Consider the following 22,516-nt stretch of genomic DNA (forward strand, 5'->3'; position numbering starts at 1 on the left):
CAAACAGGGCTCTCTTTTTTTATTTAAAATCAGGTTTCTAATGAACTGATCTCGATCATATTCACGAGAGAAACAAGAAGACGCAGTTTTGTTCTGTCGGGAATGAGATAATGTTCTTGTCACCCGACATTTACGGACTCTTGTAATTGTTTATAAAGTGGCCATGTCAATCACGAACCGATAACGCACATCGTTGTGCAGCATACGGTCATATGCTTCATCGACTTGATCGGCACGGATTACCTCTATTTTAGGAGCAATACCATGCTGAGCAGCAAAATCGAGCATCTCTTGTGTTTCCTGAATTCCACCAACATTTGAAGCAGTGATGCTGCGACGCCCTGCGTACAGAGAGAAAATATTGTAGTGTTCTGGTTTGTTTGGCAGTCCAATATTTACAAGTGATCCATCTACTTCAAGCAGGGATAGATATGCATCAATATCAATATTTGCAGACACTGTGTTTAGGATGATGTCAAAGTGACCAGCCAATTCCTTGAATGTTGCAGGGTCACTGGTAGTATAGAAATGATCTGCGCCAAAGCTCAAGGCCTCATCTTTTTTACTCATACTTGTACTCAAGACAGTGACTTCAGCGCCTAAGGCATGAGCAAATTGAACAGCTAAATGGCCGAGACCGCCCATCCCCAGAATGGCAACCTTCTTACCAGGACCTGCATTCCAGTGTTTTAATGGAGAGTAAGTGGTGATACCGGCGCATAATAACGGACTTGCTGCAGCCAGATCCAAGCTATCTGGGACATGAACAACAAAATGTTCTTTTACAACAATTTTTTGGCTATATCCGCCGTAAGTAAGATTTCCATCGTAGTCTGTTGAATTAAATACAATAACTACGCCTTTTGTACAAAATTGTTCTTCACCTCTTAGGCAGAATTTACATTCTCCGCAAGAGTTAACAAAGCAACCGACACCAACGCGATCCCCAACAGCGAATTTTGTAACTTCTGTTCCTATTGCTGTCACGATCCCTGCAATTTCATGACCCGGTACCATTGGATAAACCCCGCTGCCAAAATCATTGTGGGCAATGTGAATATCTGAGCGACAAATCCCGCAATACTTAATATCGATCAAAATGTCGTCAGGCCGTAACTCTCTCCGCTCAATAATTGTCTTTTCAAAAGGTGCTTTTGCGCTTGGAACGCTTAGAACATGGGTTGTACACATAGTTTCCTCTGCTCCTTTGCCTTTGAAAATGAGGCAGCTGGTCAAAGAAAAACGCACATTGATCGAGTTTTCTCTTGTCCAACTGTCTATATTCAGTATATTACCAGTTGTTAAATGAACTAAAATTATAAATTTAACAACACAAAGAGATTTATAGGCAACTGAAGGGACAAATTTGTGACAACGACAAGAAAGGGATCAGATTTGATACGTTTCGGGTCCCTTGGCCTATATATCCTTAGCTATGATAGTAACGCCAGACGAAAAAGTAGGTGCGTAGGTTGCGTTCTCTACAACGCTCCCGGCTATCTTAACAGATGCCGTTCTGCCGCCCGCGCAATTTACCAACCTCTGCCCTCCGCTACCTTTGAACGTCACACCCATCATAAGAAGGTTGGTGTTGCTGTAGGTCATACCAGCGGTGCTTATATTATTAAGCACGATTGATGTATTCATTATCTCACTATTTATAAGCTTTATTGTGTCGACGGACGTAGTGGCTGTGATTAATCGCGGCACGTCAGCCTGCATGTGTATGTTTTCCAAAATGATACTCTTCTGGATGGGTGGTGTTGCGTTTGGGTAGTAACTGCGGGAGTAGTTGTCTTTGTCAAAGTGGATGCTAACGGCAACGGGTCTATTTTTCTGTAGATAGATATTTCGCAAGTGGATATTTCTACAGCCTGCTGTGTAGGTAACATCGTCCTGTATCATTGCCCATTTAATATTGCCGTCGAGAGTAACCATCCCGCTTGCATGTGTAGGTGCCGTCATAGATGTGAATTTAGTACCGTCGGGATTCGCGACTACTCGGTACATTCGCCCATTACTTACCACCGTGTCTGACTTTTGCAGCTCCATGCCGGAAAACCAATCAACCCAAGCGCCGGCCAGAATACGTAAGAAGTATCCAGTCGTAGATGCAGCGGCTAAATCGTAGCAGTTTTCTATTAAGCCATTCTCGATCCAACCTAGCTGTGGATTTCCTGTATCGTAGTCATGGCCGTTTAGCGCTATAGGATCGTCGTATGTTTTAAATTTTCCATCACGGACCACAAAGCTACTGCCTCTACCAAAGTGTACCGCGTCCTTGCTGCCCTCTACTCGTATCTTGTCTATGATCACATCCTCGAAGGTACATATCTGTACGCAATAACTATAGGATAGGAGATCGAGACATTCGAAGTTTTCGATGGTGAGATTTTTAACGTAGAAAAAAGAGATTTGACCTCTCAATCCGGTAATTAAGTCTGAGCCCGCAGTGGATTCTTTACCGTTGCATATTAGCTTTAAACCTCTTATTATAATGTTTTTATTGTAACTACGAGTAAATGCCCCTTTATTGACGAGTATGTACCCGTTTGATGTGGTACGCCTTAAAAAGACACCTGGACCAAAATCCAGAGTGACGTTGTCCCCGATCTTTATCGCTCTGTCGATATCGTAGATGCCTGGCTGTTCTACCCTTATTGTGCCTCCCGCATCAACGGCCCTTTGTAGTGCAACCGCGTTAGTTGCCGCGTCATTACTTGGCATAAATCCAAATTTAAGTGCGCTAAGTATAAATATAGGTTCTGTCCCCCCTACTCATGGTTTTCTTTAAGTCTCTTTCCTTGTTGTTTAATCAATTAACCTTAATGCACATTATGGCGAGCAGCCTCGTCGATCAATTCCTAGTAAAATATTTCTTGTTTGCAATAAGATATGTATAAAAATAGAGAAAAGAACCTCTCGTTTTTTTGGGGAATTGAGAGGTTCTTTAAATTAAACATTCAAAGCGGGAGGTGAAAGATCCAAAAACCGACTTTTGCGACAGCCCCTCAGTCTTATAAATGTATGCTGCGGATTCAGCATCAGACTGACATTACTTTACGTATCCAACGTATACAAGGGCAGGTTTTCCGGCAAAGCCGCCGGGCGCATGCATGTGCTCTGCATCGGATAGAACGTCTGCTTATCGGAGGAATCATGGAACGCCCACATCGCCTCCAGCACATGGTAGGCCAGTTCACCACTGGCGCGGTGAGGCCGTCCGCAGCGGACAGCGTAGGCCATATCAGCAACGCCGATGCCCCGCGTGTTCTCCTGGTAGCCCGGCAGCAGCGGCGCCTCTGTCCATTTCTGCTCGCCCAGCAGCCTGTAGCGTACCGGCCCTCCAAACGTGTTCGGGTCAGGCACCTGCAGCGTGCCATGAGTACCATATACCTCGATCGGTGGCAGAGTACTTCCACCAAAGATGTCAAAGCTGGTAATCAGCGTGCCGACAGCCCCCTGCTCGAAGCGCAGCAATCCGGCTATATGGGTCGGAATGTCGACCGGGATGGTCTGTCCTCTCTTTTTCTCGCTCGTAATAGTACGCTGGTCCATCGCCTTGCTTGTCATGCCGGAGATCGTGGCAATCGGACCAAGCAATTGCACCAGAGCCGTCAAATAATAAGGCCCCATATCAAACATCGGGCCACCGCCGACAGCATAATAAAATTCAGGATCAGGATGCCAATGTTCATGTCCACGGCTCATCATGAAGGCCGTAGCAGCTACCGGACTGCCAATGACCCCGTCCTCAATCAGCTTCAATGACGTCTGTATCCCGGAGCCGAAGAAGGTCTCCGGTGCGCAGCCCACAAGTAGTCCCTTGCGGCGGGCCAGATCCAAGACAGCGTGGCCCTGCTCACGGGTGACCGCAAGCGGCTTTTCCACATAAACATGCTTGCCTGTCTCAAGAGCTCTGAGGCATACGTCGGCGTGAACGGCCGGAATGGTCAGATTAATGATGAGTTCGATCTCTGGATCAGCCAAAATCTCATCTACCGAATATACGTTCGGAACGTTGTACGCCGCCGCCTGCTCCTCTGCCCGGATATGGTCCAGATCCGCGACTGCAGACAGCTCCAGAATGTCGAAACGATGGCAATTTTCCATGTAAATCCCGCTGATTTTACCACAACCGATAATGCCCACCTTCATTTTGTTCATGCCTGGACTCCCTTCTCCTTCAGAAAAAATGGATTATGGCACGTTCCTTACTACATACGACACATCCTGTTCACGCTACCGCTGCTGGCTGTCTGCCATGCCCGTATAAGCCCCTGACTGGGAACTGCCTCGAGCGGCCGCCACTTGTTTGCCTGCTGCAGCCCACAGGAACCCGCTGCGCATCATCTCGGTCACTTGAGGTATATCTATGATATCTGCGTGATGTCCCAGCGAATTGTAGAAGACGCGGCCGTTTCCCCAGCGTTTCGTCCATACAACAGGCATATCCACTTGCCCATTGGCCGAATGCGGTCCTGGTACGACCGGGAAGCGTGTGGTTGCCAGCACTTCAACTGCCGGGTCTACGTGGAGGTAGTACTGCTCGCTTTTGACCTGAAAATCCTCAATATGGTCCAGAAGTGGGCTGGAGCCGCGCTTCATGTTCACCATGTACTCCACCCCGTCATTGCCGGGATGGGCAACCCATTGCCCGCCTGTCATGAACTGCCAGTCTACATTGTTCCGAAAGGCATCACACATCCCGCCATGGCAACCTGTCAGGCCTACGCCGTTTTGAACCGCTTCCGAGACATTATTGACCAGTTCCTGCTCAATCTGTCCCATGGTCCAGAGCGGAACGATCAGGTCCAGGTCAAGCAGTTTCTCTGCGTCCTGGTAGGCTTCAAGGGTATTAGACACCTCTACCTCGAATCGCTCTTCCTTCAGAATACGTTCAAAAATAGCTGCCACCTGCTCCGGCTCATGTCCATCCCATCCACCCCATACAATCAGTGCCTTACTCATCTGAAATCCACTCACCTTTCGGAATGTAATGTAATGTTACATTTCTTCAATGGATACCCAGCGTCGTTCCTCTATGGATCGTTCCACCGCTTCAAGCACAGCCTGACAAGCGACCCCATCGTGGAAGTTCGGCACAGGTTGCCGTCCTTCGGAGATGGCACTTAGCATCTCAAGCATCTCGTGGGTGAAGGTATGCTCGAATCCGATCGTATGTCCTGCAGGCCACCAGGCTTCGGAGTACTTGTGTGCCGGATCGGTGGCGAGCACGCGGCGGAAGCCCTGAACGTCTTCCTCATCCTGTGTGAAATACACTTCCAGTTCGTTCATCCGTTCAAAGTCAAACCGCACACTGCCCAAACTACCGTTGATCTCGAATGAATTTGTGCTCCGATGTCCGGCGGCGAACCGTGTGGCCTCGAAGATGCCCAGCGCACCTCCCGCGAAGCGTGCCAGGAACAGCGTGGCATCATCGACCGTCACTTCTCCCATCGGAGTATTCGCCTCGGCGCTGGCTTTGGAGCTCAACCCGCTCATCTCCAAAGCCAGCGGTCGCTGTTTGACAAATGTCTCGCTCATGCCGATCACTTCATGGAACTCGCCGACCAGGAACCGGGCGAGATCAATCAGATGGGCGCCAAGATCACCATGAGAGCCAGAACCGGCCACCTCCTTTTGCAGCCGCCATACTAGCGGGAAGGACGGGTCCATGACCCAGTCTTGAAGGAAAAAGGCACGGAAATGATAGATTTTGCCCAAGCGACCGCTCTCGACTAACTGCTTTGCCAACTGGACAGCCGGAGAAAAGCGGTAGTTGAAACCGATCATATGTCTGACACCCGCTTCCTCAACTGCCTGCAGCATGTCACGGGAATCCGCCAGCGAGAGCGCAAGCGGCTTCTCACAGAACAGATGCTTGCCATGGAGGGCAGCCTCAACGACAATTTCCTTATGGGCATCACTCGGGGCATTGATGTCAATAAGATCAATATCGTTACGTTTCACCAGATCACGCCAATCGGTAACACTCTCAGTCCAGCCGAACTGGCGGGCAGCCGCCTGAACCCCCTGTTCGTTGCGTCCACAGATGACAGACATCTCCGGCTGCAGTGGGGCATTTGGGAAGAACATGGGCAGACTACGGTAAGCGTTGCTGTGAGCCTTGCCCATAAATTTGTAGCCAACCATTCCGATACGAAGACGATTAGACATGTCGTTATCCTCCTTATGAGTCTGAGTTCCAACGGATTTTTGACAAATGGAGTTATTGCCGAATGGATGACTCTCTGATCATCAGCTTCGTGGACAGAAGCTGCCGTATCGAGGCGCACCCGGGCAGTTCCAGAGCTGGAACAAGATCCAGAGAATCCGGTATAAGCTTCGAGGCTGCAAGCTCCCCCATCTCATAAAAAGGAACTCGAACACTGCTCAGTGGCGGAACGGCCATCTCGGCTGCATCCGAATCGTCATAGCCCACAAACGCCGGGAACCGGTCAACTTCCACTCCGCGCTCGCGCAGACCCTGCATCACCCCGATGGCCATCCGGTCGTTCGCTGCAAATACGGCATCAATATCATTTAGCCTGCTTGCGATTGTAGCCGACGCTTCAAGCCCGCTTCGACGGCTGTAATTGCCCTCCAGAAGCAGCTCATGATCATACTCAATACCAGCCTCCTGAAGCGCGGTGCGGTACCCCTTCAACCGCTCAGTACTGTTGGAATAGATATCCGGTCCGTTGAGAAAGGCAATCCGCCTGCACCCTTGCTCAATGAGGTGACTTACAGCCGCCCGGCTCCCCTCCACATGGTCTGCATCCACTTCACAGAACGACTGTCCTTCAAAATGGTGATTCATAACGCAGAACGAACGTCCTTCTTCCTGAATTCTCTTTAGCGCTTCCAACTCATCGTGGTCATCCCTGGCTCCAAGGATGATACAAGCATCGATCTTTTGCTGGCGGAAAAGACCGCTGTAATCCATCTCTTCCCCTGGCTTTCGGAACAATAGCAACAGATCGAGCCCGCTGTCCCTGGCCTTGCTTCCGATGCCGCTCAGCATCTCGGAGAAAAAATAGGCTGAGAACAGATGCGCCTTCGGCACATAAGGCATAACCACGCCAAGGTGGCCGCTCTTGCTTCGGGCAAAGTTGCGGGCCAGCGCACTGGGAACATATCCAAGCTGGTTGGCGGCGTCCAGGACCCTTCTCCGCGTATCTTCCTTGATGGGACCGGTCGCGTTCAATACCCGCGACACCGTCGCTTCAGACACACCGGCGAGTTCTGCTACTTCCTTGCGCGAAACGATATTGCCCACCTCCACTCATTTTGTGTACGCGCGTACATTTTCTCATGCAATCCTACCTCTGTCAATCCCAAACCGCGTGCCTCATAGATGGATAAGCTCTTTCCTCTACAGAAAGGACATGTGTTACCAGTCTAGACGGAACCGACCTCGCTTCTGAGAGAACATGGTTATGAATAAATGTTCATTATACGTTAGCAGCTGTTTTAGAACCAGTAGCTTGACCTGGATGTAGTATATAAAAAACGCTACTAACAACAGTATGTCAGTAGCGTTTTATCCTGACCGCGAGAGCAAGTGCAGCTGCGCTGATCCAACAGATTAACTCACCCGTTAAATTTCAAATTTTCGATCAGCGAGCCACTTCACTATTTCCGGATCGTTATGCGAAAAGAACAAACTCTTTCCCGTATCTAACGACGTAATCATCTCCATATCGTTTTGGCTTAACTCAAAGTCAAAAATATTGATGTTTTCGATGATTCTCTCTTTATGAACAGACTTTGGTATTACAACAACACCTCTTTGTGTCAACCATCGTAAAATGACCTGAGCAACGGATTTATTATACTTTCCGGCTATTGATACCAAGACTTTATTCTGGAAAATGTTATTTTTCCCCTCTGCAAAAGGGCCCCAGGACTCGATCTGTACATTGTTCTCTTTCATAAATCCAGCACTTTCAATTTGCTGGCAGAATGGATGCGTTTCGATCTGATTTACTGCAGGAATTACTTCATTATGACATATCAAATCTACCAGACGATCCATTTGGAAGTTACTCACTCCAATTGTCCTGATCTTTCCTTCTCTATACAATTCCTCCATCGCACGCCAAGAACCGTAAACATCACCAAACGGTTGATGGATTAGATACAAATCCAAATAATCCAATTGCAATCTTTCCATTGATTTTTCAAATGCTTTTTTTGTACTCTCATAACCGGCATCCTGAATCCAGAGTTTTGTAGTTATAAAAATTTCGTCTCTCGGGACACCACTCCGTCTGATTGCATTGCCAACCGCCTCTTCATTTTGATATGCGGCAGCTGTATCAATTAGGCGATATCCTGCCTCAATAGCATCGTAAACGCTTTGCTCACACTCTTTTGCATCTGGAATCTGATAGACTCCAAACCCGAGGATAGGCATTTCAACACCATTGTTCAACACCACTTTTTGCACATAAATTTCTCCTATTTATTAATATTCATTAATTACGTTTGCTTGCTGTTCTCCTCCGCTTAGAGCCCTGTCCTTCTTTCCAGCTCTTCCGGATACCGGTCCCCTACCAGTGTAATCCTCGAAGCTGCAGACTCGATCGCATATAAATCTTCCGTTGTTAGCTCCACATGAGCCGCTCCCAGGTTTTCTTTTAGACGACTCAGCTTTGTTGTACCCGGAATCGGAACAATCCACGATTTTTGAGCAAGTAACCAAGCGAGCGCAATTTGAGCAGGAGTCGCCTTTTTCCGCTCAGCTACTTCTTTCAGCAGATACACCAGAGCCTGGTTGGCAGCCAAAGCCTCAGGAGTAAAACGCGGAAGAATATTGCGCAGATCCCCATCCGCAAAGGATGAATGTGCATTGAAGCTGCCCGTTAAGTATCCTTTTCCCAAAGGACTGAAAGGAACAAAACCGATGCCCAACTCCTCCAGGGTCGGCAGCAGCTCTTCCTCAGGACGTCTCCACCACAGCGAGTATTCGCTCTGGACTGCGGCCAGCGGTTGAACCGCATGTGCACGGCGGATTGTCTTCACACCAGCCTCGGATAGCCCCCAATGCTTAACCTTGCCTTCCCGGATCAAATCCTGTACTGCTCCCGCCACTTCTTCGATCGGTATATCCGGATCTACCCGGTGCTGATAGTATAAATCAATGACTTCGGTTTTAAGCCGTTGTAACGATTGTTCGGCAACTTTTTTAATATGCTCCGGTCTGCTGTTCATTCCGGTCTGCTTGCCGTCTTGAATGTCAAAGCCGAACTTGGTGGCAATCACCACCTGATCCCGGACAGGCAGAAGTGCTTCCCCTACAAGCTCCTCATTAATGTAGGGTCCGTATACCTCAGCAGTATCAAAAAAGGTAACGCCGTGTTCAACGGCTTCCCGAATGACTGAAATCATTTCCTGCTTATCTGAAGCAGGGCCATAACCATAGCTCATCCCCATGCAACCGAGCCCGATTGCAGATACTTCCAAGCCGCTTTTTCCAAGTAATCGTTTTTGCATCATTTCTCTTCCTTTCCACTTAAAATTAGACGATTAGAACGCATGCAAAAAGCAGTCATCCGTTTTTTAGCTCAGATTCCCCATAACTGGATGAGGTACATAAGGCTCTTCCAGACTGGCGACCTCATCCGCACTCAGCTTCACCGACAGCGCGGCAATCGCATCGTCCAGATGATGAGGCTTGGTGGCCCCAATGATGGGCGCAGTGACGGGTTCCTTCTGCAGCACCCATGCAAGAGCAACCTGGGCACGCGAAATACCAAGTTTGGCAGCAATTTCAGCTACTCTCTCGACAACCTTACGATCCGCATCGGCCATTCTGGAGTAAAGTGTCTTTCCAATCTCGTCGATCGCTGAACGCGCAGTTGTCTCTTCCCAATCCCGGGTTAATCGCCCTTTGGCAAGCGGACTCCAAGGTATGACACTTATTCCCTCTTCACGGCAGAGCGGCAGCATCTCCCTTTCCTCTTCACGGTACAGCAGGTTCAAATAGTTTTGCATGGATACAAACTTGGTCCAGCCATTGCGTTCGGCCACATGCTGCGCCTTCATGAATTGCCAGGCGTACATTGAAGATGCCCCTATATATCTGGCCTTGCCTGCTTTCACTACATCGTGGAGTGCCTCCATTGTTTCTTCAATAGGTGTAGTATGATCCCAGCGGTGGATCTGGTACAGATCAACATAGTCTGTACCCAGGCGTTTCAGACTGTTATCGATTTCATTCATGATCGCCTTACGGGAAAGTCCTGCACCATTTGGACCTTTATGCATACGGAAAAATACTTTTGTAGCAATAACAATTTCATCCCGGCGGGCCATTTCCTTTAATGCGCGTCCGACAATTTCTTCACTGGTTCCATCGGAGTATACATTGGCAGTATCAAAGAAATTAATTCCTGATTCGAGTGCCTTCTTAATAAAGGGTCGGCTCTCTTCTTCATTCAGTGACCATGGTGCCATTCCCCGTTCAGGTACTCCGTAGCTCATACAGCCCAGACACAAACGGGAAACTTCCAGGCCGGTACGGCCAAGTTTTACATATTGCATAACTCCATACACTCCTCTGGTATAATTTTGTATAATCTTAAAATAAAAAGATGTTTACACGTTGTTATATGATGAATTATCGATTTCTCACCATACAGATCTTGTCGCTCCTATATGCTTATTGATGCAGGTTTTTGCATACTCTGGATGATGCGGTGGTCTACCATATTTAGAATAAAGCTGATTCAAATATTCCTGATACAGCTCCTTAAAGACCGCTTCTTTTTCTGAATCGACAAGGACTCGCAATCTTCTAATCAGGATTTTCTCATACCATTGAATTATTTTTTCCATTTTATTCAGCTCCTAATAGCTTAGGATTTTAATTGCTTTTATATTTTCATAAGGTGTAACTTTATTATGCAGCAATTGAAAAGTAAACCGTTATCTTATTTATCTTAAATCCTTGCCTAATCCTCTTATGGGCAATAGCATCATCAATATTGGTTGTTTATAATGAGCATTAACCAACGAATAAGGAGGTATTCATGCCTGAAGAAATACGTATGCAGCAGAATAAGCTTGCTGATCTGATTGAGCGTCACTGTCCTCGGGAGGGAGTTCATGAAACGGCTATCCCGTCTTTGTTTTTTATCCGCCTTTCCCATACGACTGAGCCGGCCTACAGAATATATAAGCCTTCTTTTTGTTTTATAGCTAAAGGCTTGAAAGAAGTATTTCTCGCACAGGAACGCTTTACGTATGGCCCTGCCAATTACCTGATTGCATCCATGAACCTGCCGGTGGTCGGCCAAGTCATCAAAGCTTCTCCCAATGTGCCTTACTTGAGCTTTAAGCTTGAATTTACACAGAGTCAGATTTTAGAGGTTTTAAATAGTTCTGAATTCCAGCCTATGCCAAAGGAAAATTCGAAGCGGGCCCTGTTTGTCGGCCAGATGGAGTCAGATTTAATGGATGCGATCCTCAGATTAGCGCGTCTGCTGGACGAACCAAAGGATATTCCGTTTCTGGCTCCTCTGTTTGTAAGAGAAATATTATACAGGCTTTTACAGGGGCAGTATGGAGTTACACTGGGACAGATTGCTATGGAGGGCAGCAATACGTACCAAATTAGAGAAGCTATAGAACAAATTATTCATCATTATGTTGAGCCTCTACGGGTCGAGGAGCTTGCTGAAATAGCCAGTATGAGCGTTTCATCATTTCATCGGAACTTTAAAGAGGTTACAGCTATGAGCCCGCTTCAATTTCAAAAGCAGCTGCGCCTGCAGGAGGCCCGCCGTCTTTTATTATCCGAGTCGGCAGATGCCGCTGATGTCGCATTCCGGATCGGCTATGAAAGCGCGTCTCAGTTCAGCCGTGAATATTCCCGTATGTTCGGTTCTCCCCCAAGAGCGGACATCAAGCGTTTGAAGGAAAATTTTCATATCGAATAGTTGCTTTTCGCTACAAATAAAAAGCAATTGAATCAGCGGAGTTTTTCACTTTCATTCTCCAGATTCAATTGCTTTTTTAATTATTAAACGGCGGAACTAACCGTCATGACCCATTCTACTTGTTCACTCAGGAATAAATAGACAAGCACCATCGGCAGGAATACAAAAGATTGAACCGCTATCTTGAAAAGATCATTCGGATGTGCTAGGATGAAATCGAATTTTAGTAAAATTATTAACTAAAAGGTGTGAGTTCTTTGGCAACCATTAAAGACATTGCCCGCGAAGCGGGTGTGTCTGCCGCAACCGTTTCGCGGGTCTTAAATAACGATCTGTCTCTGTCCGTGAGCCCGGATACCAAGAGCCGAATTTTTTCGATTGCTGAACAGCTTGGGTACAAGCCTTCCCGGTTGAGGCAATTAAAGCAAAACACAGAGCGTGCCGGGAAAACAGTCTCTCTCCTGCTCTGGTGCTCCATTGAAGAGGAACGGGATGATCCGTATTACGCCTCGATTCGCCGTGGAATCGAGCTGCGCTGTGAGGAGCTTGGTCTGACACTGGGACAGACTCTGCGAGGCCGCTCTTCCATCGCCACCTTGCAGAAGACGGACGGTCTGATTGTTGTGGGCGGCGTTGATCCTGAAGAGGTGATTAAGCTGCATCCTGACCAGGACACCATTGTCCTGGTCGACCAATACGATGAACAGCTGGAGTACGATTCCGTACGCCTCCATTTCCGGCAAGCTGTTGATCAGGCACTCGGACATCTGATCGAGCTGGGCCACCGGCAAATCGGGTTTATCGGCGGCAAGAGCGACGGAGAGCGACGGGCGCATTATTTTGAACGATTCATGCGGGAACGGGGGTTGTACAATCCTCAATACGTCCGTGTAGGCGCCTGGAGTACCGCAGATGGATATCGGATGATGAATGATCTCCTTGCCGGACAGGAAAGACCGACGGCCTGCTTCGCTGCAAGCGACCCGCTTGCCATCGGCGCCCTCCGCGCCCTTCATGGACATGGAGTCAAGGTACCGGAGGATATGGCTATCGTCGGCTTTGACGACATTGAGATGGCTGCCTTTGTACAGCCTCCGTTAACCACTGTGCGCGCCTATCCCGAACAAATGGGAAAGGCTGCCGTTCAACTGCTCTCTGAACGGTTTGAGGGACGTGAAGCACCTTCGCACAGTGTGATCGGAACCAAGCTTGTCATACGGGAGAGCTCATCCGCAAACAGCTAAAATCAGTTTTTGAAAGTCTTCCTGGCATGGATAAGTACCCTTATGTAAAACAATCAATACGATGAACCCCTAAGGAGTGAATATCATGAACATTCATGTAAATGAGGCGCTTGGCTTGTTCCACCTGCAGTCCAAGGATTGCAGCTATATAATTCAGCTTGTAGAAGGATATCCCGCACATGTCTATTGGGGAGCCAGGCTTCATCATGACGAAAGACTGGCCAATATACTGGAGTTCAAAGAGCGCTGCTCCTTCTCTCCCAATCCTGTGCCTTCCAACCGCACGATTTCCCTGGACACGCTTCCCCAGGAATATCCTCAATATGGTACAAGTGACTTTCGTCAGCCCGCTTACCAGGTTGCACTTGCAGACGGAAGCCGGATTACGGAGCTAAAATATAGCGGCTACCGCATTGTACCGGGTAAACCAAAGCTCGAAGGGCTTCCTGCCGTCTATACCGAATCGGATGATGAAGCGACAACCCTCTTTCTTATCCTTGAGGACCAATACTCAGGCCTTAAAACTACACTGCTCTATACCGTATTTGCTAATCACAGCGCTATTGCCCGGTCTACTCTTTTTGAGCATAAAGGAAGCGCTGTCATAAATATTGAGCAAGCCATGAGCGCCTCTGTCGATTTTGCAGATTCCAACTACCAAGCTCTCTACCTGTCCGGAGCCTGGGTGCGTGAAAGACATATCCAGCGCCGCGACCTCGGGCCCGGGGCTATTCGCCTGGAAAGTCGCCGGGGTTCCAGCAGTCACCAGATGAACCCCTTTCTGGCACTGCTTCGTCCTGATGCGACTGAAGATCGCGGAGATGTGTACGGCTTTAGTCTGGTCTACAGCAGCAACTTCGTTGCACAGGCAGAAGTAGAGCAGTTTAACCAAACCCGTGTAAGTATCGGAATCAATCCCTTTGATTTTTCCTGGCGACTTGAACCGGGTCAGTCATTCCAGACCCCTGAAGCCGTACTGGTCTTTTCCGAAGAAGGTCTTGGGGGCATGTCGCGTACCTATCATCGACTCTACCGCACACGTCTGTGCCGGGGTGTTTACCGTGACAAAGAGCGCCCTATTCTCGTAAACAATTGGGAAGCCACTTATTTTAACTTCGACGCCGATAAAATCGAAGCGATTGCTAAGGAAGCGGGTCCTCTTGGTATTGAACTCTTTGTTCTCGATGACGGTTGGTTTGGCAAACGCGACAATGACGATAATTCTCTTGGAGACTGGTTTGAGGACCGCCGCAAGCTGCCTGGAGGTCTTGCCGATCTGGCCAAACGGGTGAATCAACAAGGATTGCAGTTCGGTTTGTGGGTAGAGCCGGAAATGGTGTCTCCTGATAGTGAATTGTACCGCAAGCATCCCGATTGGTGCCTGCATGCTGAGGGTCGGCGGCGGACGGAAGGTCGGTCCCAACTGGTGCTTGATCTCTCTCGTAAGGAAGTATGCGATTATTTGTACGAAACGCTTAGCTCCGTATTCTCGATCGCTCCAATTACTTATGTCAAGTGGGACATGAACCGTAATATGACGGAGATTGCTTCGGCTACAGCTTCTAGCGAACGGCAAAAGGAAACCGCTCACCGTTATATGCTCGGACTTTACAATCTGCTGGAACGTCTGACCTCCCGGTTCCCGGACATCTTGTTCGAAAGTTGTTCCGGAGGAGGCGGGCGGTTCGATCCCGGGATGCTCTACTATATGCCGCAAACATGGACCAGCGACGATACCGATGCGATTGAAAGATTGGCAATCCAGTACGGAACAAGCATCGTGTATCCGGCCAGCACCATGGGCGCACACGTATCGAGCGTGCCAAACCATCAGGTGGAACGAATCACCTCTCTCGCCATACGCGGCGACGTGGCAATGAGCGGCAACTTTGGCTACGAGCTTGACCTCACTGCATTTACAAGAGAAGAAAAGGAGCTTGCTGCCAAACAAATCGCCCAGTACAAGGAAATTCGCTCCCTTGTACAGCAGGGGAATATGTATCGGCTTCTTAGCCCGTTTGAAGGCCGAGGCGATACGGCCTGGATGTTCGTCAACGAGGACCAATCGGAAGCATTTGTTGCTTATTTCCGCGTGTTGGCTGAGCCAAATGGGCCAATTCGGAGACTAACTCTAAAAGGACTTGACCCAGAGAAAAAGTATAAAATCGAAACCGGAGCAACGGGCAGTACTACAGATCATAGGGGTAATACCTCGGCGGAAAACGGCGTTTCCCCTTTCTGTTCAGCGTTTGGCGGCGAAATCTTTGGAGGTGACCGCCTCATGAGAATCGGGCTTGTTGTCTCGGACCTGACAGGGGATTTTGTCAGCTCTACCTTCCGTCTTAAGGCAATTCCCTGCGGATAACAGATGCAGTCAATAACTAAATAACGAGAATGACGATAAAATAAGGATAAAGAAAAATTATAACAAGGCAGGCCGATTCTACGGTCTGCCTTCTTCAATAATTAATCCGTAATTCCACTAGCATCTATGCTCCCGGTGTAAGAATAGACGAGAATGAACAAATCTGGAAACCCGAATGGTTGAATCCCTCCCGCCGAAGACGCATTTAAATAAAAGAACAAATGAATAAGACTACGCTCACCATCATTGTATTACGCCAGCAAAAGAAAAAAATCGTACATTAGGGCAAACAGCCTAATGTACGATCGGGTAGGATTCAAGCAGCACTATAATCTATCTATCTTTTGTAACATCTACATCTATAGAGACAATGAGCTATCGTTATTTGTACGCATTTCCTTCTTATGTTTCCGCTTCAGCTTCAGATTAGCTACAACCATGTAAAGAGTCGGAACTACAAACAGCGTTAAAATGGTTGAAAAGATGAGTCCGAATATAATGGTCGTTGCCAATGGCTTGAACAGAATCTCACCTATTGTAGCAATTGGGATCATACCGACAATCGCAGTTAGTGAAGTGAGCAAGATCGGACGGAAACGGGCAGCGCATGCCATCAGAATCGCTTCAGTCAAATCAGCCCCTTCACGCCGCGCATCTTCAATAAACTCGATCAACACGATACCGTTGCGCACGACGATACCAGCAAGTGAAATGATACCCATAATACTCATAAATCCAATTGGCATACCAGATATAAAGCTTCCGAGAATTCCCCCCGCTGCTGCCAGATAAACTGTGGTCATAATAATTAGCGGTGTGGAAACCGAGTAAAATTGCATGGTAATCAAGAGCAGAATAAGAAAAACAACGATAATAGCTAATTTGCCCAAATCCATAAATATATCGGACTGCGCAGATGTTTCCCCTCCCATCTCCCAAGTGTACCCCGGTTCAAACTGTGTATTTGCAAGCTTGCTACGGATGTCCTGGGTGAGCTCCGTAGCCGTACGCCCATTGGCATTGGCAGAAATCGTTACAGTCCGTTCCAGATCATAACGATGAATTTGCTGGATGGAAAAGTCCGGTTTCATCGTAGCTAACTGGGACAAGGGAATTTGCTCTTTGGCAGCATTGCTCACAGTTAATTGTTGGAATAATACCTCTGGATCATTGTTTGGCTTGTCCATGTAGATATTGATATCCAGTAATTCTTTTCCCGTATCAAAGTCCGTCACATTCACCCCGTCCCCCATTAACAGCAACGTGCGGGTTAAGTCGGAATAGCTAACTTTATATTTGTCCAGGGCCTGCTGGTTGACTTGAACATTCAAATTGTAGCTTTGCATCCCCATATTATCGGTTACATCTACAGTTCCAGTGGTCCCCGCAACAATTTCTTTTACTTTGGTTGCCATTTTTTGCAGTTTTCCAATGTCTTCACCTTTAATACGGATAGATACTGCACTACCAACCGGAATACCTAGTTGAGGCACACGTATGCTGATGGATGCTGATGGATATTTAGCTTGCAGTGTATGGGTCCAACGATCCACTGTTTTTTGGAGATCAAATAATCCCTTTTTTCCAACGACAGCAAGTTGGCCATGCACCGCTCCCCCAGAGCCACCGCCACCTGCTACATCACTGTACATCTGAGGTGCGCCTCCGCCTGCCGCTGCCGACAGTCGTTCTGTTTCTGGCTGTTTTTGGACCCAGTTCCCGATCTCGTTTATAACCTGATTGGTAGCTTGCAACGACGTTCCTTCTGGCATCGTTACGCTGATGGTGGCATCTGCCTGATCGGATTCCGGAAACAATTGAATGGGAACCACAGCCATTAGCCCATATGCTGCCGTACCAATCGTAAGACCTAGAAGAGCAGTAAAAAGTGGACGTCGCAGTATTTTCGGCATCCAGCTCTTGGAGTATACATTGGAGAGGGACTGTATTTGATTTCCAAGAAGCCCGGGCGGCTTGACTGCTTTACTACGCTCCTTCCCCTTACGGCGTTGATCGTACCATTGCCGGAAAATAGGAATGATCGTAAGCGACATAATCATCGAAGCCAGCATCGTTAACGATATAACGGTAGGAATCGGCTTAATAAAGTCTCCAATATTGCCCGGCAGAAATAAAAGCGGAGCAAATGCCGCCACCGTAGCCAGTGTGGCTGTGATGATCGATAAGGATACCTCTTTCGTTCCTTTAATGGCTGCCTGGGTAGCATCTTCCCCAAATTCAGAACGTCGTCGTTCAATATTGTCATTGACCACGACGGCATCATCGACCAATATACCTAGCACAATGATTAAGCCGATGACTGAAATTTGATTCAGTGTCGTCCCTGTCATCGGCAAGAAAATAAAGCCGATAGCAATAGAAACAGGAATAGCCAAGGCGACAAAAGCAGAAGTCAGCAAATTTAATCCTAAAGTACAAATCACAATGACCGATATAATGGCGATGATCATCTCTTTGGTCAGATTGCCAAAGATTTCACTTACCCGATCATTTTGCGCAAACAGCAGTTCAAAATGTACATCCTTAGGCAAGCTGCTCGCAAGTTCATTGATTTTGGCTGTTGCCGCTTTGGAAACCGTTGGCACGTCTGTACCTGTATCTCCACTCAAACTGATCGAAATAGCAGGCTTGGTATTCACATACGTATAATTACCCGCCTTTTTAAAAACAAGCGAGGCTGTACCTACATCCTTCAAATATATCGGAAATCCATCTTCGTTGCTTGAAATCTCGATGTTATTTAAAACATTCGGGTCAGTTGAGGCATTCACCGTCAATTGGTAAGTGCGCTCATTAAATTCCAGGCTTCCTGTAGGAACCCTGTCATTTTCATCCTTAATGGCTTGAACGACCTGTTCCCAGGAGAGGTTATATTGCTGCATTTTGTGTGTGTTTAAACTGACTCGTATTTCTTGGTCCGGTATTCCTTGGACACTAACTTTCGAAATACCCGGAACCGTTTTTAATTGATCTTTCCAGGTGCTCATCAATTCTTTTAGCGAGTATAAATTCTCAACTTTATCAGAGGTAATGGCGTATGAACCGATAAAAGAGCTTGTCATGCTATCATTTATAATGGGTTGCTTGGCATCAGCCGGAAGCTCGGACTGTGCATCCTGCACCTTTGTGCGAAGATCAGCCCACACTTTTGTTGGATCTGCGTCATTAAAAGCCTCTATGCTTATACTGGATTGGCCTTTAGATGAAGTGGAAGAAATCGTTTTGACACCGTGGACTTCTTTAATTTTCTGTTCCAATATCTTGGTAATGGTTTGCTCAATTCTTTCAGGCGAGGCACCCGGGTAGACAGTTGTAACACTTGCTGCCATAGGAACAACATCGGGCTGTTCCTGTTTAGGTAGCGATGTAAAGTTGAAAAGTCCCAGCACAATGCACATGCCAAAGAAAATAAGGGTAATCTTCTGCTTTTTAACGATGTATTTAATCATTTGGACGACTCCTTCGATTCCCCAAGTACATCACCATTAAATAAGGTTCCTGCTCCTTGCGTAACGATGAGATCACCTGCTTGCAGTCCAGAGATAACTTCAAACTGATTATTCGTCACTTTTCCAATTTTAATCGGCGTTTTAACGGCTTTACCGTTTGCAGCTTTAAAGACATAAGGAGCGTCTCCGGTGCTAATTACAGCCTCTACGGGCACTAAAAGCGCTTCGTTTTGATTCATACTTTTAGATGCACTAACGACTTGACCAGGCTTCCAGTTCAGCTCAGGATTGGGAATGCTGACTTCCACATTGATGCTTCCCGTCTTGGAATTAGTCGATGGATAGATCTGGGTGACAGTCCCTGTTCGAATTTCATTATAGAGAGAGACATTGACTTTTTGATCTTTCTTCCATGATAAGATTTCACTGTCCGGTACAGGCAGCAGCACCTTTAAAGTACTAATATTTCCAACAGTAAATGCCTCACTTCCGCTGGAGCCCAGTTGACCATCAGCAACCTTTTTCTCAATCACAACACCGGTTATCGGAGAAGTTAAGGTAGCTTTTTTCAGAGACAAAGATGACTGTTCATACGCAGCTACTGCATCCTCATAAGTCGCCTGCGCCTGAGCTTTACTGGCCAGTCCTTGTTGCCTAGTAGCGATAGACGACTCGAGCCCTGCCCTGGCCTGATCTACACCAGCCGATGCTTGGGCACGCTCTTCCTGAGAAGCCCCTGCAAGCAGGAGAGACAATTGCTCTTGTGCGTCAACCAGATTTTTATTTGCGTTCGTTAGTTCGAGTTGCGCATTTTCATTTTCCGTCAATGATACCCCACCTGCCTGAAATAAACTTTGGCTCCGGGTAGCATCTGCCTTTTTCTTGTTGTAACTGCTGGTTGCCGCAGCTACGGCATTTTGTGCCTTTACAATTTCCTGTTTTTTGGCGCCGTTGTTTAATTCCTGCAATTTGGATTGGGCCGTGTCAACCTGAGATTGTGCATTACGAATACCCGCCTGTGCCGATTGAACAGAAGCGTCCGCTTGGCTGACACCTGCTTTTGCCTTTTCCATGGTTGCCCTTGCCCGATCGAGCTGCAACTGGTAAGCGGATGTGTCTAACTTCGCAAGGATACTTCCTTTATGTACAGAGTCTCCTACTTCAGCCATCGTGTTCAATATACGTCCATCCGCTTCAAAGGAAACTGTGGCTTCATGGCTTGCCTGCAACGTTCCAGCCAAATTGAATTCATTAGCCAACGGCTTCATCGTCACTTTTTGAATTTGTACCGGCTGACCGGATTTTGTAGTGGTGGTGTCCTCCGAAGCGCTTGAGCAACCGGAAACCACCATAGCGAAGGTTATTCCCGTGACTAGCATTTTAATTCGTGTTCTATTCAACAATTTCATCCTCCTCGACTTCCTCTAGCAGTTATCAGAATCCAAGATATTAAACTGCATGTATTCTCTTTTCACATTACAACAGTTAACAAACAAAAAAATCGTACATAAGGGCAAGCACCTCATGTACGATCGGGCAGATCGAAATACCTATATTTTTTGAGATTTCCTGTTTTTAAAGATGCAGGATGCCTCGTTCCAGAGACACGGCTACCGCTTCGGATCGGGAATCGACGCCGAGCTTGTTGTAAATGTTCGTCAAATGTGCTTTCACAGTCCGTTCTGAAATCCCCATATCGAACGCTATTTCTTTGCTCCTAAGCCCCCGTGCAACGGACTGTAATATGAGTATTTCTTTCTCGGTCAGGATCGAAGTATCTTCACGCTGCTCACGCTCAGGTTCTTTCTTGCTTGTATTAGCAAAAACTCTGGCCGTAATTTCCGGCTGAAGAAGTGTCTCTCCCCTTAATGCGGATTCAATCGTCCGAAACAAATTTTCACGGCTGGTATCCTTTAATAAATATCCTTTCGCCCCCAAGGATAGCCCCTGAATCATTAAATCATCTTCGTTATAGGTGGTCAGGATAATAACGGGCGTTTCATTTTGCCTCTCTTTTAAAGCTTTCATCGTCTCTAGTCCGCTCATATGGGGCATATATAGATCCATTAGGATTACATCTGGCTGAAGCTCCTCAACCAGGGCCAGTGCTGTTGCCCCTTCTTCTGCTTCACCAACCACTTCATAGCTGTCATTTGTCTCTATAACCAGTTTTAGCCCTTCTCTAACCACCCAATGATCATCTACGATTAAAATTTTATATTTCATACAATGTCTCCTTTAGCAAGGGGTGCCTCTAGTTTAACAGTTGTTCCTTCTTGAGCTGTGCTGTTGATCTTGATGATTCCGCCCAGCAAGCGTGCACGCTCATGAATGCCTATTAATCCGTAATGTCCTGGCTGTCTTGCAATGATATTTGTATTAAATCCTTTTCCATCATCACGAATCTCTATAGAAAGTATACCTTGATGATCTAAAATAAAGATCCATACGTTCTTGGCATGCGAATGCCTGGCTACATTCGTCAGACATTCACTTATGATGTGTAGCCCATGCTCAATCATCAACCTGGATACCGAGGCTTTAATCTTGATATCCAGTGATGTTTGAATTCCGGTAGCCATCGTAAAACGTTGTGCTTCTTCCCGGATTGCATCAGCAAAGTCGACTTCCGAGGCTGATTTTGAGCGCAAATTGTCTATTGCCCGTCGTGAGTCAGCCAGCGCCTTGCGTGCTTGTGACATGGACTGCTGAACGATTTCATGAGCTCTCTGCGCACTGCCTTTTGTCAGGTGAGCATCTATGGCTTCCAGTTGCATAATAAGCCCGGCAAGACCTTGAGCCAAGGTATCATGCAAATCCCGGGCCATGCGTTGCCGCTCGTTGGCTAACGTAAGCTCTTCCACTTTTTGATGTGCAAGCTCCAGCTCAGCAAGAAAGTTTTGGGTACGAATGCGCGCATTGACCTGCTTATAGAAAAGATTAGCGTAGGCAGCCACAACAATAGCTATAAGAATGAGCAGCGAAATAAATAACACGGAGCTATTGCTATCGTAACTCCATATCATGTAAGAACAAAATAGCAGATAGAGACTAAAAAACATCAATACAACTTTTTTCGCTTGATAATAAACACCTATGCTTTGACCGATTAAAACGGGTGTTAATCCAACCAGCACAATTGGAAAACTTTTAGGCAGAAGAAAGGCGCTTGAAAAGATGATGGCTCCTTGAATAATAAAATAAAACCATGAACAGTAGTGTAGAATTTTACGAACATGCCAGTACAAAAGTACGTGCACAATCATGACCAAGGAGAACAAAATACTTTGAAACAGTAGTGGTGTATATTTATTTTGAAATATAAGTCCTTCACTATGAATTAAAATGATCCATATAATAATAGGAGCTCTGGATGTGCCAAGTCGATCACTTTCGCCATCGTTTATCTTCAAGTTAACACCTTGATCATGTTCATTGGATTCTTTGTCCATACTCCACCTCTTTATTTCTTTGGTTCAACTTATATAT

At 47.0% G+C, this 22,516-nt stretch carries 17 protein-coding genes; 3 read left to right on the forward strand and 14 right to left on the reverse strand.

The window, feature by feature from the left end; genetic code table 11:
• Positions 1-150: 150 nt before the first annotated feature.
• From KQI_RS0117455 to KQI_RS0117500, 10 genes are all read right to left on the reverse strand, one after another.
• Complete coding sequence (locus KQI_RS0117455) at positions 151-1,191, reverse strand: NAD(P)-dependent alcohol dehydrogenase (protein ID WP_010348136.1); 1,041 nt, start codon at positions 1,189-1,191, stop codon at positions 151-153.
• Between the two features lie 228 nt (positions 1,192-1,419).
• Positions 1,420-2,727, reverse strand: a complete 1,308-nt coding sequence (locus tag KQI_RS0117460) for a hypothetical protein (protein ID WP_010348138.1) — start codon at positions 2,725-2,727, stop codon at positions 1,420-1,422.
• 333 nt (positions 2,728-3,060) lie between these two features.
• Positions 3,061-4,167, reverse strand: a complete 1,107-nt coding sequence (locus tag KQI_RS0117465) for a Gfo/Idh/MocA family protein (RefSeq protein WP_010348139.1) — start codon at positions 4,165-4,167, stop codon at positions 3,061-3,063.
• A gap of 75 nt (positions 4,168-4,242) precedes the next feature.
• Positions 4,243-4,971, reverse strand: coding sequence for a ThuA domain-containing protein (locus KQI_RS0117470; RefSeq protein WP_010348140.1), 729 nt, complete (start codon positions 4,969-4,971; stop codon positions 4,243-4,245).
• A 36-nt stretch (positions 4,972-5,007) separates the two neighbouring features.
• Positions 5,008-6,180, reverse strand: a complete 1,173-nt coding sequence (locus KQI_RS0117475; protein WP_010348141.1) for a Gfo/Idh/MocA family protein — start codon at positions 6,178-6,180, stop codon at positions 5,008-5,010.
• Between the two features lie 52 nt (positions 6,181-6,232).
• Complete coding sequence (locus KQI_RS0117480; protein ID WP_010348142.1) at positions 6,233-7,282, reverse strand: LacI family DNA-binding transcriptional regulator; 1,050 nt, start codon at positions 7,280-7,282, stop codon at positions 6,233-6,235.
• A 321-nt stretch (positions 7,283-7,603) separates the two neighbouring features.
• Positions 7,604-8,455, reverse strand: a complete 852-nt coding sequence (locus KQI_RS0117485; RefSeq protein ID WP_010348143.1) for an aldo/keto reductase — start codon at positions 8,453-8,455, stop codon at positions 7,604-7,606.
• A 59-nt stretch (positions 8,456-8,514) separates the two neighbouring features.
• The gene (locus KQI_RS0117490) at positions 8,515-9,501 is read right to left on the reverse strand and encodes an aldo/keto reductase (protein WP_010348144.1); all 987 of its coding nucleotides are present in this window, start codon (positions 9,499-9,501) and stop codon (positions 8,515-8,517) included.
• Between the two features lie 66 nt (positions 9,502-9,567).
• Positions 9,568-10,551, reverse strand: a complete 984-nt coding sequence (locus KQI_RS0117495) for an aldo/keto reductase (protein ID WP_010348146.1) — start codon at positions 10,549-10,551, stop codon at positions 9,568-9,570.
• 87 nt (positions 10,552-10,638) lie between these two features.
• Positions 10,639-10,845 carry a hypothetical protein gene (locus tag KQI_RS0117500; protein ID WP_010348147.1) on the reverse strand — a complete coding sequence of 69 codons (207 nt, stop codon included), beginning with the start codon at positions 10,843-10,845 and terminating at the stop codon, positions 10,639-10,641.
• Positions 10,846-11,039: 194 nt separating this feature from the next.
• On the opposite strand from KQI_RS0117500, the gene KQI_RS0117505 reads away from it, so the two are divergent.
• From KQI_RS0117505 to KQI_RS0117515, 3 genes are all read left to right on the forward strand, one after another.
• Complete coding sequence (locus KQI_RS0117505) at positions 11,040-11,948, forward strand: AraC family transcriptional regulator (protein ID WP_010348148.1); 909 nt, start codon at positions 11,040-11,042, stop codon at positions 11,946-11,948.
• A gap of 257 nt (positions 11,949-12,205) precedes the next feature.
• The gene (locus KQI_RS0117510) at positions 12,206-13,192 is read left to right on the forward strand and encodes a LacI family DNA-binding transcriptional regulator (protein ID WP_010348149.1); all 987 of its coding nucleotides are present in this window, start codon (positions 12,206-12,208) and stop codon (positions 13,190-13,192) included.
• Between the two features lie 85 nt (positions 13,193-13,277).
• Positions 13,278-15,557 (forward strand): alpha-galactosidase, encoded by a 2,280-nt coding sequence (locus KQI_RS0117515; protein WP_010348150.1) that lies wholly within the window; start codon positions 13,278-13,280, stop codon positions 15,555-15,557.
• A 359-nt stretch (positions 15,558-15,916) separates the two neighbouring features.
• On the opposite strand, the gene KQI_RS0117520 is transcribed toward KQI_RS0117515, so the two are convergent.
• The 4 genes from KQI_RS0117520 to KQI_RS0117535 all read right to left on the reverse strand — a co-directional run bounded on the left by KQI_RS0117520 (position 15,917) and on the right by KQI_RS0117535 (position 22,479).
• A complete protein-coding gene (locus KQI_RS0117520) occupies positions 15,917-19,027 on the reverse strand; it encodes an efflux RND transporter permease subunit (protein WP_010348151.1) in 3,111 nt (1,036 codons plus the stop codon).
• Complete coding sequence (locus KQI_RS0117525; RefSeq protein WP_010348152.1) at positions 19,024-20,436, reverse strand: efflux RND transporter periplasmic adaptor subunit; 1,413 nt, start codon at positions 20,434-20,436, stop codon at positions 19,024-19,026. Before KQI_RS0117525 ends, KQI_RS0117520 begins: the two co-directional genes overlap by 4 nt.
• 166 nt (positions 20,437-20,602) lie before the next feature.
• Positions 20,603-21,253, reverse strand: a complete 651-nt coding sequence (locus KQI_RS0117530) for a response regulator (protein ID WP_010348154.1) — start codon at positions 21,251-21,253, stop codon at positions 20,603-20,605.
• Entirely contained in the window at positions 21,250-22,479 is a 1,230-nt protein-coding gene (locus tag KQI_RS0117535; protein ID WP_010348156.1) for a sensor histidine kinase, read from the reverse strand. Before KQI_RS0117535 ends, KQI_RS0117530 begins: the two co-directional genes overlap by 4 nt.
• Positions 22,480-22,516: the final 37 nt, after the last annotated feature.

The organism is Paenibacillus peoriae KCTC 3763 (assembly GCF_000236805.1).
GTDB lineage: Bacteria > Bacillota > Bacilli > Paenibacillales > Paenibacillaceae > Paenibacillus > Paenibacillus peoriae.

Coding starts and splice junctions, on each gene's coding strand:
- KQI_RS0117525 (WP_010348152.1), bottom strand. CDS start 20,436: ATGAAATTGTTGAATAGAACACGAATTAAAATGCTAGTCACGGGAATA.
- KQI_RS0117455 (WP_010348136.1), bottom strand. CDS start 1,191: ATGTGTACAACCCATGTTCTAAGCGTTCCAAGCGCAAAAGCACCTTTT.
- KQI_RS0117515 (WP_010348150.1), top strand. CDS start 13,278: ATGAACATTCATGTAAATGAGGCGCTTGGCTTGTTCCACCTGCAGTCC.
- KQI_RS0117465 (WP_010348139.1), bottom strand. CDS start 4,167: ATGAACAAAATGAAGGTGGGCATTATCGGTTGTGGTAAAATCAGCGGG.
- KQI_RS0117475 (WP_010348141.1), bottom strand. CDS start 6,180: ATGTCTAATCGTCTTCGTATCGGAATGGTTGGCTACAAATTTATGGGC.
- KQI_RS0117490 (WP_010348144.1), bottom strand. CDS start 9,501: ATGCAAAAACGATTACTTGGAAAAAGCGGCTTGGAAGTATCTGCAATC.
- KQI_RS0117495 (WP_010348146.1), bottom strand. CDS start 10,551: ATGCAATATGTAAAACTTGGCCGTACCGGCCTGGAAGTTTCCCGTTTG.
- KQI_RS0117535 (WP_010348156.1), bottom strand. CDS start 22,479: ATGGACAAAGAATCCAATGAACATGATCAAGGTGTTAACTTGAAGATA.
- KQI_RS0117460 (WP_010348138.1), bottom strand. CDS start 2,727: ATGCCAAGTAATGACGCGGCAACTAACGCGGTTGCACTACAAAGGGCC.
- KQI_RS0117500 (WP_010348147.1), bottom strand. CDS start 10,845: ATGGAAAAAATAATTCAATGGTATGAGAAAATCCTGATTAGAAGATTG.
- KQI_RS0117530 (WP_010348154.1), bottom strand. CDS start 21,253: ATGAAATATAAAATTTTAATCGTAGATGATCATTGGGTGGTTAGAGAA.
- KQI_RS0117520 (WP_010348151.1), bottom strand. CDS start 19,027: ATGATTAAATACATCGTTAAAAAGCAGAAGATTACCCTTATTTTCTTT.
- KQI_RS0117505 (WP_010348148.1), top strand. CDS start 11,040: ATGCCTGAAGAAATACGTATGCAGCAGAATAAGCTTGCTGATCTGATT.
- KQI_RS0117470 (WP_010348140.1), bottom strand. CDS start 4,971: ATGAGTAAGGCACTGATTGTATGGGGTGGATGGGATGGACATGAGCCG.